A 14,490-nucleotide genomic window follows, 5' to 3' on the forward strand; every position below is an offset into this window, starting at 1 on the left:
GCGGATCCTATCCGTTTGTTTCGTAGCGGAATATTCCGTCTGGTGGAAAGTCCAAGTGACTAGCGGGTAACCAGCGCGTACGCCTGGGTGGCGATCTCCAGTTCCTCATCCGTCGGGACCACGGCCACCGCCACCCGCGCGTGGTCCGGCGACACCAGCCGCGGCTCCGAGGAGCGCACGGCGTTGGCCTCCGGGTCCAGGGCGAGCCCCAGCTCCGCGAGGCCGTCGACGGCAGCTTCCCGGACCTGGTGCGCGTTCTCGCCGACCCCCGCCGTGAACGCCACCGCGTCCACCCGGCCGAGCACCGCCGAGTAGGCGCCGATGTACTTCTTCAGGCGGTGGACGTACGCCGCGAAGGCGAGCCGCGCCGACTCGTCGCCCTCGCCCGCCCGCCGCAGCACCTCGCGCATGTCGTTGTCGCCGCACAGGCCCAGCAGACCGCTCTTCTTGTTCAGGAGCGAATCGATCTCATCCACCGAGAAGCCCCCCACCCGCGCCAGGTGGAAGACGACCGCCGGATCCAGGTCGCCCGAACGGGTGCCCATGACCAGGCCCTCCAGCGGGGTCAGGCCCATCGACGTCTCCACGCACACCCCGCCGCGGACCGCCGAGGCCGAGGCCCCGTTGCCCAGGTGCAGCACGATCACGTTCACGTCCTCCACCGGCCGGCCGAGCAGGGCGGCCGTCGCCCGCGAGACGTACGCGTGGGAGGTGCCGTGGAACCCGTACCGCCGGATGGCGTACTTGTCCGCCGTCACGGCGTCGATCGCGTACCGGGCCACGTGCTCCGGCATCGTCGAATGGAAGGCCGTGTCGAAGACCGCCACCTGCGGGATGTCCGCGCGCAGCGAGCGCGCCACCTCGATGCCGGTCACGTTCGCCGGGTTGTGCAGCGGGGCGAGCGGGATCAGGCTCCGGATCTCCGCGAGCACCTCGTCGTCGATCACCGTCGGCTGCGTGAACCGGGTCCCGCCGTGCACCACCCGGTGCCCGACGGCCGCCAGTTCGGGGGAGTCCAGGCCCAGCCCGTCGGCGGCGAGCTCCGCCGCGACGGCCCGCAGCGCCGCCTCGTGGTCCGCGATCGCGCCGAGCCGCTCGCGCCTGCCGCCGGCCGCGCCCGGACCGGTGAGCGGCTCGTGCGCGAGGCGCGAGGTCTCTTCGCCGATCCGTTCCACCAGGCCGACGGCGAGGCGGGCGGAGTCCGCCATGTCGAGCAGCTGGTACTTCACCGACGAGGAGCCGGAGTTGAGGACGAGTACGCGCGATGCGGTGGTCACGATGGGCGTCTTTCCTTCGGGGTGCGGGAGCCGGGGCCGTACGGGGGGTGGTCAGGCGGTGGGGGCCTGGGCGCGCAGGGCGCCCTGTGCGCCCTGCGCCTGGATCGCGGTGATCGCCACGGTCGTGACGATGTCCTGCACCAGCGCGCCGCGCGAGAGGTCGTTGACCGGCTTGCGCAGACCCTGGAGCACCGGGCCGACCGCGACGGCGCCCGCCGAGCGCTGCACGGCCTTGTACGTGTTGTTGCCCGTGTTGAGGTCGGGGAAGATCAGCACGCTCGCGCGTCCGGCCACCGCCGACCCGGGCAGCTTGGTCGCGGCGACCGAGGGCTCGACGGCGGCGTCGTACTGGATCGGGCCCTCGACGGCCAGGTCCGGGCGCGTCGCGCGGACGATCTCGGTGGCCTTGCGGACCTTGTCCACGTCCGCGCCGCTGCCCGAGGTGCCGGTCGAGTACGAGAGCATCGCGATCCGCGGCTCGACCCCGAAGGCGGCCGCGGTCGCCGCCGACTGGACGGCGATGTCGGCGAGCTGTTCGGCGCCCGGGTCCGGGTTGACCGCGCAGTCCCCGTAGACGAGGACCCGGTCGGCGAGGCACATGAAGAAGACCGAGGACACGATCGACGCGTCGGGCTTCGTCTTGATGATCTCGAAGGCGGGCCGGATGGTCGCGGCGGTGGAGTGCACCGAGCCCGAGACCATGCCGTCGGCGAGGCCCTCCTGGACCATCAGGGTGCCGAAGTAGTTCACGTCCGCGACCACGTCGAGGGCCAGCTCGACGGTCATGCCCTTGTGGGCGCGGGCCTGGGCGTAGAACTCGGCGAAACGCTCCCGCAGCGGGGAGGTCGCGGGGTCGATGAGCTGCGCGGCGGAGATGTCCACGCCGAGGTCGGCGGCCTTCTTCAGGATCGCCTGCTCCTCGCCCAGCAGGGTCAGGTCGCAGACCCCGCGGCGCAGCACCACGTCCGCGGCGCGCAGCACGCGCTCCTCGGTGCCCTCGGGCAGCACCACGCGGCGGCGCTCGGCGCGGGCCCGCTCCAGCAGCTCGTGCTCGAACATCATCGGCGTGACGCGCTCGGAGCGGGCCACCGACAGCAGCCCGCGCAGCTCGGCGGTGTCCACGTGCCGCTCGAACAGGCCGAGCGCGGTCTCCAGCTTGCGCGGGGTCGCGGAGTTCAACCTGCTCTGCAGCGAGAACAGTTCGGCCGCCGTCGGGAAGCTGTTGCCGGCCACCGAGACCACGGGCGTGCCCGGGGCCAGCTTCGAGGCCAGGGTCAGGATGTCGGGGCCCGGACGCTCGTTCAGGGTGAGCAGTACGCCGGCGATCGGCGGGGTGCCCGAGGCGTGCGCGGCCAGCGCCCCGATGACCAGGTCGGCGCGGTCCCCGGGGGTGACCACCAGGCAGCCGGGCGTCAGGGCGTTCAGGAAGTTCGGCAGCATGGCGCCGCCGAAGACGAAGTCCACGGCGTCGCGGGCCAGCCCGGCGTCGTCGCCGAGGAGCACCTCGGCGCCGAGCGCCCGGGTGATCTGGGCGACGGTCGGGGCGGAGAGCGACTTGTCGTCCGGCAGCACGTAGCAGGGCACGGGCAGGCGGGCGGCCAGCCGCTCGGCTATGCCGTCCCGGTCCTCCGCGGCCACCCGGTTGACCATCATCGCGACGACGTGGCAGCCCAGGCTCTCGTACGCGCGGAAGGCGTTGCGGGCCTCTGCGCCCACGGCGTCGGCGGGGTGCCGGGTGCCGCCGACGACGGGCACCACGACGGCCCCCAGTTCGTTGGCGAGGCGGGCGTTGAGCGCCAGCTCGTCGGGGAGGTTCGTATCGGCGTAGTCGGTGCCGAGGACGAGCATGACCTCGTAGTCGCGGGCCACCCGGTGGTAGCGGTCCACCAGCCGGGACACGAGCTCGTCGGTGCCCTTCTCGGCCAGGATGGCGGAGGCCTCGTGGTACTCCATGCCGTAGGCGGCCCGGGCGTCCTGGTCGATCCGGTAGCGGGCCTTCAGGAGGTCGAAGAGCCGGTCCGGCCCGTCGTGGAGCAACGGCCGGTAGACGCCGACCCGCGCCGTCTGGCGGGTCAGCAGCTCCATGATCCCCAGCTCGACGACCTGGCGGCCGTCCCCCCGCTCGATACCGGTCACGTACACGCTGCGCGTCACGCGTGGTCTCCGTCCCCATCGTGTGGATGTCGTGGATGTGGTGGAACTAGTGGATTTTTCCCCGTTAGGGTGGGCCTGACCTCTTGACAATACCTCGGCGTGCAGATAGGGCGCCCGCCGGGAAAGGCCTGTCCAGAGGGGTCGAAAGGCCTGGTGGGCGGAGCAGCGCAGAACGCGCCGCACCCCGGGCCCGTGGAACAATCGGACACGCTTCACCATGACGAACACGACGCCCTTCAGATGTACGGCTGTCCGCCCGCACGCGTACGGCCCGGTACGACCAGGAGCAGGAGACACAGCACGATGCGTATCGGAGTTCTCACCGCAGGCGGCGACTGCCCGGGCCTGAACGCTGTCATCCGTTCGGTCGTGCACCGCGCCCTGGTCGGCCACGGCGACGAGGTCATCGGCTTCGAGGACGGCTTCAAGGGCCTCCTCGACGGCCACCACCGCCCCCTCGACATCAACGAGGTCAGCGGCATCCTGGCCCGTGGCGGCACGATCCTCGGCTCGGCCCGCATGGAGCGCGCGCGGCTGCACGAAGCCGCCGAGAACGCCCAGGAATTGGCCCGGCGCTACGGCATCGACGCCCTCATCCCGATCGGCGGCGAGGGCACCCTGACCGCCGCCCGGATGCTGTCGGACGCCGGGATGCCGGTCGTCGGCGTGCCGAAGACGATCGACAACGACATCTCCTCCACCGACCGCACCTTCGGCTTCGACACCGCCGTCATGGTCGCCACCGAGGCCATCGACCGCCTCAAGACCACCGCCGAATCGCACCAGCGCGTGATGGTCGTCGAGGTCATGGGCCGCCATGCCGGCTGGATCGCCCTGGAGTCGGGCATGGCCGGCGGCGCGCACGGGATCTGCCTGCCCGAGCGCCCCTTCGAGGTGGACGCCCTGGTGAAGATGGTGGAGGAACGATTCTCCCGCGGTAAGAAGTTCGCCGTCATCTGCGTCGCCGAGGGCGCGCACCCGGCCGAGGGTTCCATGCCGTACGAGAAGGGCGCCATCGACCAGTACGGACACGAGCGCTTCGCCGGCATCGGCAACCGCCTGGCCGTCGAGCTGGAGCGGCGCCTCGGCAAGGAGGCCCGCCCGGTCATCCTCGGCCACGTCCAGCGCGGCGGCACCCCCACCGCCTACGACCGCGTCCTGGCCACCCGCTTCGGCTGGCACGCGGTGGAGGCCGTCCACCGCGGCGACTTCGGCAACATGACCGCCCTGCGCGGGACCGACATCGTGATGGCCCCCCTGGCCCACGCGGTCACCGAACTGAAGACGGTCCCGGACGAGCGCATGTACGAGGCCGAATCGGTCTTCTGACCCGCCGGCCGCAAGCCCTCCGCCCCGCCCCGGCGGGACCTGTGACCCCACCTGGCCGGACGAACGTCCCCGCCCGCGTCCCGCCGTGGACGCGGGCGGGGCCGTTCGCGCACGCGGCGCTCAAGGCGCCCGGCGCCACTTTGCGGACACCCCCTAGCGCGGGCCGGAGGCGTAGGACCAGAAGTGGGCCACGATGTCGGCCAGGAACTGGCGGCCCGCGTCGCCCGTGCCGGCCTCGCCCGAGGCGCCGCCCCAGCTCAAGGTGGCCACCATCTTCGACTGGTAGTCCCCGTGCAGCCGCTCCAGGACCGGCTCCAGGTGCTGCTTCGGCACCGGCAGCAGCTTGGCCAGCGGCTTCACGTACGCCTGCCAGCGCGTGGTCACCGCATTGCGCAGGAGCTCGGCGAGCTCGTCCTGCTTGCCCGTCGCCGCCACGAACTGGGCCAGCGACAGCCCGAGCACCTGCGCCAGGGCCACGGACTGCCGTTCGTTGCCCTTCCAGCGCCCGGTGTCCTCCATCTTCTGGTAGGCGGCCGTCTCCAGCCCGATCCGCCGGGCCAGCTCGTCGGCGGCCATGCCGCGGGCCATCCGGTGCTCCCGCAGGGTCACCGGCTCGGCGAGCAGCTCGCCGGGGGCGCACCACAGGACGCCGGCCAGCGCCGTGAGCTCGGCGGAACTCGGCGATATCTCACCGCGCTCCCAGGCCATCACGGTCTCGGGCTCGACGATCAGTCCGTACTGGGCACGCAGGCCATAGGCGACATGACCGGGAGCCATGCCCAGGGCTGCGCGGAGGCGACGCGCGGCGGGGGCATTGAAGGGAGGGCTGGAGTGCACAGGGCACACCGTAGGAGTGCCCAAGGGGTGGCGACTACAGACCGTTCAAACAAGCCCAGAACTCGTAGGAACGTCCTATGGAGTTCAAGGCTTTGGGCGAGTTTCCCGGCGACTGTCCGGTAATCGGAACGGTACTAGATCCATTTGCCAGCGTACGGTTCCGGCCGACCGCGCGAAAGCCCTGCGCACGATGTTCACCGATCTTCCGCACCCCCTCCTGAACCGGCCTCCCGCCCCGTGCGTGATCCATGTCGGGGGCCCTCGCCTACGGGGGTGGCGAGGGCCCCGCCCTCACCCCGCCCCCTCCCCACCCCGGATCCGCTCCTTGCCTTGACGTCGGCGTCAAGGACTACGGTCGGGCCATGCGAATCGGCGAACTGGCGGAGCGGGCCGGGACCAGCACGCGGACCCTGCGGTACTACGAGTCGCGCGGCCTGCTGCCCGCGCGCCGCACCGGCAACGGCTACCGCACCTACGACGAGGACGACCTGCGGCTGCTGCGCCAGATCCGCATGCTCCAGGACTTCGGCTTCGAGCTGGAGGAGACCCGTCCGTTCGTCGACTGCCTGCGCGCCGGCCATCCGGCCGGGGACTCCTGTCCCGCGTCCCTGGCCGTCTACCGGCGCAAGCTCGCCGAGCTCGACGGGCTGATCGGCCAGCTGGCCGACGTACGGGAGCAGGTCGCGCGGCAGCTCGCCGCCGCCGAGGAAGCCGCCGGGGAGGCGGCGTCGCCGCGCTGTGAAATGACCGGACCGCAGGAGAGGGGAACCACATGATCCACGCCCAGGGTGTTGCCGAAGTGACCGACGCGGACTTCGAGGCGGAGGTGCTCGCCGAGCGGGGGCGGCCCGTCCTCGTGGAGTTCACCGCCGACTGGTGCGGCCCGTGCCGGCAGCTCGCGCCGGTGCTCTCCGCCGTCGCCGCCGAGGAGGCCGAGCACCTCAAGGTCGTGCAGATCGACGCGGACCGCAACCCCGCCACCGTCGTCCGGTACGGGGTGCTGTCCATGCCGACCCTGCTCGTCTTCCAGGGCGGCGAGCCCGTGAAGCAGATGGTCGGGGCCCGCGCCAAGCGCAGGCTCCTTCAGGAGCTGGCCGAGGTCACCGCCGTCACGGCCTGAGCCAGACCGTCGACAGCGGCGGGAGCGTCATGCGCAGGCTCACCGGCCGGCCCTGCGCGGGCACGGGCTCGGGCCGCAGCGGCTGCAGATGGCGCACGCCGCTGCCGCCGTACTGCTCCAGGTCCGTGTTCAGGACCTCCCGCCACCACGGCACCTCCTCCGGGACGCCGATCCGGTAGCCGTGCCGCACCACCGGCGAGAAGTTCGACACGCACAGCAGCTGCGAGCCGTCCTGGGCGTACCGCAGGAACGCGAAGACGTTGTCCTCCGCCGCGTCCGCGTCCACCCACGCGAAGCCCTCCGGCACGGAGTCCCGCTCCCACAGCGCGGGCGCCGCCGTGTAGGTGCGGTTCAGGTCGCGCACCAGATCGCGCACCCCCCGGTGGTCGGCGGCCGCCGGATAGGAGGAGTCCAGCAGCCACCAGTCCGGCCCGTAGGTCTCCGACCACTCCGAGCCCTGGGCGAACTCCTGCCCCATGAACAGCAGTTGCTTGCCCGGGTGGGCCCACATGAAGCCCAGGTACGCACGGTGTATGGCCCGCTGCTGCCACCAGTCCCCGGGCATCTTCGACACCAGCGAGCCCTTGCCGTGCACCACCTCGTCGTGCGAGATCGGCAGCACGTAGTTCTCGCTGTACGCGTAGACCATCCCGAACGTCATGTCGTGGTGGTGGTACTTGCGGTGCACCGAGTCCTTCGACGCGTAGCGCAGGGTGTCGTGCATCCAGCCCATGTTCCACTTCAGCCCGAAGCCGAGCCCGCCCCCGTCCGTCGGCCGGGTCACGCCCTCCCAGGCCGTGGACTCCTCCGCGATCGTCACCACGCCCGGACAGCGCCGGTACACCGTCGCGTTCATCTCCTGGAGCAGCGCCACCGCGTCCAGGTTCTCCCGGCCGCCGTGCTCGTTCGGCGCCCACTCGCCCTCGGCGCGCGAGTAGTCCAGGTAGAGCATCGAGGCGACCGCGTCCACCCGCAGCCCGTCCACGTGGAACTCCTGGCACCAGTACACGGCGTTCGCGACGAGGAAGTTGCGGACCTCCTTGCGGCCGTAGTCGAACTCCAGCGTCCCCCAGTCCGGGTGCGCGGCCCGGCGCGGGTCGTGGTGCTCGTACAGCGGCCGCCCGTCGAACTCCGCGAGCGCCCACTCGTCGCGCGGGAAGTGCGCCGGCACCCAGTCGACGATCACCCCGATCCCGGCCCGGTGCAGCGCGTCCACCAGCATCCGGAAGTCGTCCGGGCCGCCCATCCGCGAGGTCGGCGCGTAGTACCCGGTGACCTGGTAGCCCCACGAGCCGCCGAAGGGGTGCTCCGCCACCGGCATCAGCTCCACGTGCGTGAAGCCCAGCTCCTTGACGTACGGGGGCAGCTGCTCGGCCAGCTGCCGGTAGGAGAGCCCCGGCCGCCAGGAGGCCAGGTGCAGCTCGTACACCGAGAAGGGGGCCTGGTGCGGCGGGCGGGCCCCGCGCCGCGCCATCCACTGCGCGTCCTGCCACTCGTAGTGGGACGCGGTCACCACCGAGGCGGTGGCCGGCGGGACCTCCGCGGCGCGGGCCATCGGGTCGGCGCGCAGCGTATGGCTGCCGTCCGGCCGCGTGATGTCGTACTTGTACAGGGCCCCCTCGCCGACCCCGGGCAGGAACAGCTCCCACACCCCGGAGGAGCCCAGCGAGCGCATCGGGTACGCGACCGAGTCCCAGTACGAGAAGTCCCCGGTGACCCGCACCCCCTGGGCGTTCGGCGCCCACACCGTGAACCGGGTGCCGGCCACGCCCTGGTGCTCCATCGGCTCGGCGCCGAGGGCCGTCCACAGCTGCTCGTGCCGGCCCTCGCCGATCAGGTGCAGGTCCAGCTCGCCGAGGGCCGGCAGGAACCGGTACGGGTCGTGCACCTCGATCTCGTCCTCGTCGTACGCGACCAGCAGCCGGTAGTCCGGCACTTCCGCCAGCGGCAGCAGCCCCGAGAACAGCCCGTCGCCGTCGTCGTGGAGCTGGGTCCGCAGCCCCTTCGCGACGATCGTGACCGCCTTGGCGTACGGGCGCAGCACGCGGAAGGCCACCCCGCCCCGCTGGGCCCGGGCGCCCAGCACCCCGTGCGGGTCGTGGTGGCGGCCCTCCAGCAGCCGGGCCCGGTCCGCGGCCCCGAGCGCGGGCGCCGGCCGCACCCCGTGCGCGGGAGCCCGCCGGGCACGCGGTGCCTGGGCTTTGCGCGGCGCCGCCGCGGCCGGAGCCGGGGGCGGGGGCGGCGGGGTGGTCGAAGGTGACTGACGGGCGGGGCTCACGTGTGCGGCCTCCTAGGCGGCTGCGGGCGGGGGTGGGGGGAGAGGGAGGAGAAGCCTTCGCCGGGGGCGGCGCCCGGCTGCGTCCGGCCGAACCCCCGGTCCGTGCCGGCGGCCAGCCGCCGGATGGCCGCCATCGGGACGTGCAGCCAGTCGGGGCGGTGCCGGGACTCGTAGCGCGCCTCGTACACCGCCTTGTCGGTCTCGTACGCGCGCAGCAGGACCGGGTCCTCGCGCGGGTCCCGGCCGGTGGTGCGGGCGTAGCCCTCGCAGAACGCGGCCCGGCAGGCGTCCGCCCACGCGGGCGCGAACGGGCGGTGGGAGCGGGCGGCGTAGTCGAACGAGCGCAGTATCCCGGCGATGTCGCGGACGGCGGGTTCGGGGCGGCGGCGGTCGGCCAGTGGCCGGGCCGGCTCGCCCTCGAAGTCGATCAGCGCCCAGCTGCCGTCGGCGGTGCGCAGGGTCTGGCCCAGGTGCAGGTCCCCGTGGATCCGCTGGGCGGGCACCCCGGCCCCGCGGGACGCGGCCAGCGCGTCGAACGCCCCGCGCAGCCCCGCCTCGTACGGCCGCAGCGCGCTCACCTCCCGGGCGGTGGCCGCCAGCCGGGCCGTCATCCCGGAGGCGAGCCGGGCGGTCTGCTCCGGGCCCAGCGCGAGGGTGGGCAGCGCGTCGGCGAGCGCGCTGTGCACCTCGGCGGTGGCCCGGCCCAGCGCGTGCGCCTCGGCGGTGAAGTCGGCCCCGGCGCGCAGCCGGCCCAGGGCGAGTTGCCAGCCGTCGTCGGAGCCGCGCAGGTAGGGCTGGAGGACGCCCAGGGTCAACGGTTCTCCACCGGGCAGCGCGGCCTCGTACCAGGCGACCGGCGCGGGGACGCGCGCGCACCCGGCGGCAGCCAGCGCCCTCGGCAGCTCCAGGTCGGGATTGACCCCGGGGCCGACCCGGCGGAACACCTTCAGGATGTACGAATCCCCGTAGATCAGCGAGGAGTTGGTCTGTTCTCCGGACAGCGGCCGGGGGGTGAGCGCCGCCGGGATGAGCGCCATCGGGTCGCGGTCGAAGCGCAGCGGGCCGAGGGTGCCGGGAGCGCGCAACCGTTCCAGCAGCAGCGCCGCCAGCCGCGGGTCGCCCAGCCCCTCGTACACGCACTGGCCGGCGTACGGGCCCTCCTCGGCCCGCCCGATCAGCGCGGGCGCCAGCGCCGGCGGCAGGGCGGGGCGCACGCCGAGCAGCAGCTGGTAGCAGTCGCCGTCGACGTCGAGGAGCAGGTGGACGAGCCGGGGGGAGGAGCCCGGCGGCAGCAGATCGGCCGCCGAGATCATCCGGAGCCGGCCGATGCGCCGGCCCTTGCCGGCGAACCAGCGCTGGAGCGGCAGCCAGTCCCGGAGCATCGGCTCCAGCGGACTGAGTCCGGTCGTGCTCGTCGTCCCGGCGGATGCAGCCTCCGACATGGCGTCGCGTCCTTTCCCCGGGCCGTCACAGAATGCGGAGAGTGTCCCGGATCGCGTCAGTTGCTTCTCCGGTGGTGTACGAGTGTCGGGTCAGGATGATCCGTACAGGGGCGGGCGATTGACCCATTCGCGCGCCCACCCCGTACTCGGCGGCTACTCGTTGCGCAGGCGGAACCAGTAGAAGCCGTGCCCCGCGAGCGTGAGCAGGTACGGCCATTCGCCGATCGGCGGGAAGCGCACGTCCCCCGTGAGCTCCACGGGGACCCGCCCGTTGAACGACCGCAGGTCCAGTTCGGTGGGCTGCGCGAAGCGCGAGAAGTTGTGCACGCACAGCACCAGGTCGTCCCCGTACTCGCGCAGGAAGGCCAGTACCGCCGGGTTGGACGAGGGCAGTTCGGTGTACGAGCCGAGGCCGAAGGCCGGGTTCGCCTTGCGGACCTCGATGAGCCTGCGGGTCCAGTGCAGTAGTGAGGAGGGCGATGCCATCGCCGCTTCGACATTGGTGACCTGGTACCCGTGGACCGGGTCCATGATGACCGGCAGGTTCAGCCTGCCCGGATCGCAGGAGGAGAAACCGGCGTTGCGGTCCGGGGTCCACTGCATCGGGGTGCGCACCCCGTCGCGGTCGCCGAGCCAGATGTTGTCGCCCATGCCGATCTCGTCGCCGTAGTAGAGCACCGGCGAGCCGGGCAGCGACAGCAGCAGGGCGGTGAACAGCTCCATCTGGTTGCGGTCGTTGTCGAGGAGCGGGGCGAGCCGGCGCCGGATGCCGATGTTGGCCCGCATCCGCGGGTCCTTGGCGTACTCGGCGTACATGTAGTCGCGCTCTTCGTCGGTGACCATTTCGAGGGTGAGCTCGTCGTGGTTGCGCAGGAAGATGCCCCACTGGCAGCGGTCCGGGATCGCCGGGGTCTTGGCCAGGATTTCGGAGACGGGGTAGCGCGACTCTCTTCGTACGGCCATGAAGATGCGCGGCATGACGGGGAAGTGGAAGGCCATGTGGCATTCGTCCCCGCCCTTCGCGAAGTCGCCGAAGTAGTCGACGACGTCCTCGGGCCACTGGTTGGCCTCGGCGAGCAGCACGGTGTCGGGGTAGTGCGCGTCGATCTCGGCGCGGACCCGCTTGAGGAGCTGGTGGGTGCGCGGCAGGTTCTCGCAGTTGGTGCCCTCCTCCGCGTAGAGGTAGGGCACGGCGTCGAGCCGGAAGCCGTCGATGCCGAGGTCGAGCCAGAAGCGCAGCGCCGAGACGATCTCCTCCACGACGGCCGGGTTCTCGTAGTTGAGGTCCGGCTGGTGCGAGAAGAAGCGGTGCCAGTAGTACTGCTTGCGTACCGGGTCGTACGTCCAGTTGGAGGTCTCGGTGTCGATGAAGATGATGCGGGCGTCCTGGTACTGCTTGTCGTTGTCGGCCCACATGTAGTAGTCGCCGTACGGACCGTCCGGGTCCTTGCGGGACTGCTGGAACCACTCGTGCTGGTCGCTCGTGTGGTTCATGACGAAGTCGATGATCACCCGCATGCCGCGGTGGTGCGCGGCATCCACGAACTCCACGAAGTCGGCGAGGTCGCCGAACTCGGGCAGCACGGACGTGTAGTCGGCGACGTCGTAGCCGCCGTCACGGAGCGGCGAGGCGAAGAACGGCGGCAGCCAGAGGCAGTCGACGCCCAGCCACTGCAGGTAGTCGAGCTTGGCGGTGAGCCCCTTCAGATCCCCTACGCCGTCGCCGTTGCTGTCGTGGAAGGACCGTACGAGCACCTCGTAGAAGACCGCCCGCTTGAACCAGTCGGGGTCGCGGTCCTTCGCTGGGGTGTCCTCGAACGTGTCGTGGACGGGATCGTTGATCATCATGTGGTGGGTGACCCTCCGGTGGGCGGGGACGGTCGCAGAGCCGCGAGTACGTGCGCGGGCGTTCGGCCCGGCTCCAGGCGTACGTAGTTGGCCCTGCCCCAGTGGTAGGTCTCGCCGGTGAGCTCGTCGCGCACCGCGAGGGACCCGTGCCAGTCGAGGCCGAGTACCGGCATGTCCAACGAGACCGTCGCCTCCTGGGTGTGGTGCGGATCGAGGTTGACGACCACCAGTACGGAATTGGCGCCCGCGTGCTTCGAATAGGCGATCACCTGGTCGTTGTCGGTCGTGTGGAAGTGGATGTCGCGCAGCTGCTGGAGCGCAGGGTTGCGCCGGCGCAGCCGGTTCAGCGAGGTGATCAGCGGGGCGATCGTGCGGCCCTCGCGGTCCGCGGCCGCCCAGTCGCGTGGCCGGAACTCGTACTTCTCGGAGTTCAGGTACTCCTCGCTGCCCTCGCGGACCGGGGTGTTCTCGCACAGCTCGTACCCGGCGTAGACGCCCCAGGTGGGGGAGAGGGTGGCGGCGAGCACCGCGCGCACCTCGAAGGCCGGGCGGCCGCCCTGCTGGAGGTACTCGTGGAGGATGTCGGGCGTGTTGACGAAGAAGTTCGGCCGCATGACGGAGGCGGAGCGGGTGTCCGCGAGCTCGGTCAGGTACTCGGTCAGCTCCGCCTTGGTGTTGCGCCAGGTGAAGTACGTGTACGACTGCTGGAAGCCGACGGCGGCGAGCGTGCGCATCATGGCGGGCCTGGTGAAGGCCTCCGCCAGGAAGATCACGTCGGGATCGGACTTGTTGATGTCCGCGATCACCTTCTGCCAGAAGACGACCGGCTTGGTGTGCGGATTGTCCACCCGGAAGATCCGGACCCCGTGCTCCATCCAGTACCGCAGGATGCGGACCGTCTCCTCGACGATCCCGGCCATGTCGGTGTCGAAGTGGATCGGGTAGATGTCCTGGTACTTCTTCGGCGGGTTCTCGGCGTACGCGATCGTGCCGTCGGCCCGGTGGCGGAACCACTCGGGGTGCTTCTCCACCCAGGGGTGGTCCGGGGAGCACTGGAGCGCGAAGTCGAGCGCGATCTCCATGCGCAGCTCGCGGGCGCGGGCGACGAAGGCGTCGAAGTCCTCGATCGTGCCGAGGTCGGGGTGGACGGCGTCGTGGCCGCCTTCGGTGGAGCCGATGGCCCACGGCACCCCGGGGTCCCAACTTCCAGCCGAAAGGGTGTTGTTCGGTCCCTTGCGGTACGTACTCCCAATGGGGTGGATCGGTGGCAGGTACACCACGTCGAAGCCCATCGCGGCGATGGCCGGCAGCCGCTCCGCGGCCGTGCGCAGGGTTCCGCTCACGGGCTCCTCGCCGGGCTCGACGACGGCGCCCTCGGAGCGCGGGAACATCTCGTACCAGGAGCCGAAGAGGGCCCGCTTGCGCTCCACGACCAGCGGCAGGGCCTTGGAGGCGGTGACCAGCTCCCGGTAGGGGCGCCGGGCGAGGGCGGCCCGGACCGGGGCCGCGAGGGCGGCGGAGTACCGCAGCTCCACGGGGCGGTCCTCGTCGCGCATGGCCTCGGCGGCGGCCAGGACGTGCTCGCGGCCGTCCTTCTTCGGGATGCGGGAGCCGGCCCGCTCGTAGAGCTCGGCGCCTTCGAGCAGGGTGAGCCCGGGGTCGATGCCGGCGGGGATCTTGATGGCGGCGTGGGCCTGCCAGGTGCCGACCGGGTCGCTCCACGCCTCGACGGTGTACGTCCACCTCCCCTCGGCCTCGGCGGAGACCCGGGCGCCCCACCGGTCGGTGCCGGGCGCCAGCTCGCGCATCGGCACGGGGGGCCGCAGCCGCCCGGTGGGGTCGCGGAGCACGACATGGGCGGCGACGGCGTCGTGGCCCTCGCGGAACACGGTGGCGGAGATCTCGAAGACCTCTTCCACGACCGCCTTGGCGGGTCTGGCCCCGCAGTCGACGGCGGGGCGGACGTCCAGCACGGGAATGCGACCGATCATGATGGGATCACCTGGGGGCAGTTCGCAGGGCTCGGTGACAACAGCCCAGCCGGAGCACCGGCTGGTCGTGCACGCTCTGTTCGCTCTGTTTCTAGCCGCTCGGAAGACGGCTGGGCTGCGGGCATGGCCGCTCCTGTCCGCGTTCACTCGGGTGGCGGGAGAGGTGGTGGGGCGGGGTGCCGTGCGTGTACGCGGGGAGCCCTGCCCACTCTCA

Annotated in this window: 10 protein-coding genes; 3 read left to right on the forward strand and 7 right to left on the reverse strand. The window is 71.8% G+C overall.

Annotated elements, in window-relative coordinates; translation table 11 throughout:
• Nucleotides 1-59: 59 nt before the first annotated feature.
• Nucleotides 60-1,277, reverse strand: coding sequence for an acetate kinase (locus ACFYZS_RS02595; RefSeq protein WP_389005969.1), 1,218 nt, complete (start codon nucleotides 1,275-1,277; stop codon nucleotides 60-62).
• A gap of 51 nt (nucleotides 1,278-1,328) precedes the next feature.
• Nucleotides 1,329-3,431, reverse strand: coding sequence for a phosphate acetyltransferase (gene pta, locus ACFYZS_RS02600; protein WP_389005971.1), 2,103 nt, complete (start codon nucleotides 3,429-3,431; stop codon nucleotides 1,329-1,331).
• A gap of 303 nt (nucleotides 3,432-3,734) precedes the next feature.
• Here pta and ACFYZS_RS02605 point away from each other — a divergent pair, with 303 nt between their 5' ends.
• A complete protein-coding gene (locus ACFYZS_RS02605; RefSeq protein WP_389005973.1) occupies nucleotides 3,735-4,760 on the forward strand; it encodes an ATP-dependent 6-phosphofructokinase in 1,026 nt (341 codons plus the stop codon).
• Between the two features lie 153 nt (nucleotides 4,761-4,913).
• Here ACFYZS_RS02605 and ACFYZS_RS02610 read toward each other — a convergent pair whose 3' ends face one another.
• Nucleotides 4,914-5,606 (reverse strand): helix-turn-helix domain-containing protein, encoded by a 693-nt coding sequence (locus tag ACFYZS_RS02610; protein ID WP_389005975.1) that lies wholly within the window; start codon nucleotides 5,604-5,606, stop codon nucleotides 4,914-4,916.
• 353 nt (nucleotides 5,607-5,959) lie between these two features.
• Here ACFYZS_RS02610 and ACFYZS_RS02615 point away from each other — a divergent pair, with 353 nt between their 5' ends.
• Both ACFYZS_RS02615 and ACFYZS_RS02620 read left to right on the forward strand, forming a co-directional pair.
• Complete coding sequence (locus ACFYZS_RS02615) at nucleotides 5,960-6,373, forward strand: MerR family transcriptional regulator (RefSeq protein ID WP_389005977.1); 414 nt, start codon at nucleotides 5,960-5,962, stop codon at nucleotides 6,371-6,373.
• Nucleotides 6,370-6,717: a thioredoxin family protein gene (locus tag ACFYZS_RS02620; RefSeq protein WP_389005979.1), complete on the forward strand. Its 348-nt coding sequence runs from the start codon at nucleotides 6,370-6,372 to the stop codon at nucleotides 6,715-6,717. Before ACFYZS_RS02615 ends, ACFYZS_RS02620 begins: the two co-directional genes overlap by 4 nt.
• On the opposite strand, the gene glgB is transcribed toward ACFYZS_RS02620, so the two are convergent.
• The 4 genes from glgB to ACFYZS_RS02640 form a co-directional block, all read right to left on the reverse strand.
• Entirely contained in the window at nucleotides 6,707-8,995 is a 2,289-nt protein-coding gene (glgB, locus tag ACFYZS_RS02625; protein ID WP_389005981.1) for a 1,4-alpha-glucan branching enzyme, read from the reverse strand. The two genes, ACFYZS_RS02620 and glgB, sit on opposite strands and share 11 nt — an antisense overlap.
• Nucleotides 8,992-10,437 carry a maltokinase gene (locus tag ACFYZS_RS02630; RefSeq protein WP_389005983.1) on the reverse strand — a complete coding sequence of 482 codons (1,446 nt, stop codon included), beginning with the start codon at nucleotides 10,435-10,437 and terminating at the stop codon, nucleotides 8,992-8,994. The genes glgB and ACFYZS_RS02630 overlap by 4 nt, the downstream gene beginning before the upstream one ends.
• A 153-nt stretch (nucleotides 10,438-10,590) precedes the next feature.
• Entirely contained in the window at nucleotides 10,591-12,285 is a 1,695-nt protein-coding gene (treS, locus tag ACFYZS_RS02635; RefSeq protein ID WP_389005985.1) for a maltose alpha-D-glucosyltransferase, read from the reverse strand.
• Nucleotides 12,282-14,276, reverse strand: a complete 1,995-nt coding sequence (locus ACFYZS_RS02640) for a maltotransferase domain-containing protein (RefSeq protein WP_389005987.1) — start codon at nucleotides 14,274-14,276, stop codon at nucleotides 12,282-12,284. Before ACFYZS_RS02640 ends, treS begins: the two co-directional genes overlap by 4 nt.
• Nucleotides 14,277-14,490 lie beyond the last annotated feature (214 nt).

The organism is Streptomyces sp. NPDC001903 (assembly GCF_042891345.1).
Lineage (GTDB): Bacteria > Actinomycetota > Actinomycetes > Streptomycetales > Streptomycetaceae > Streptomyces.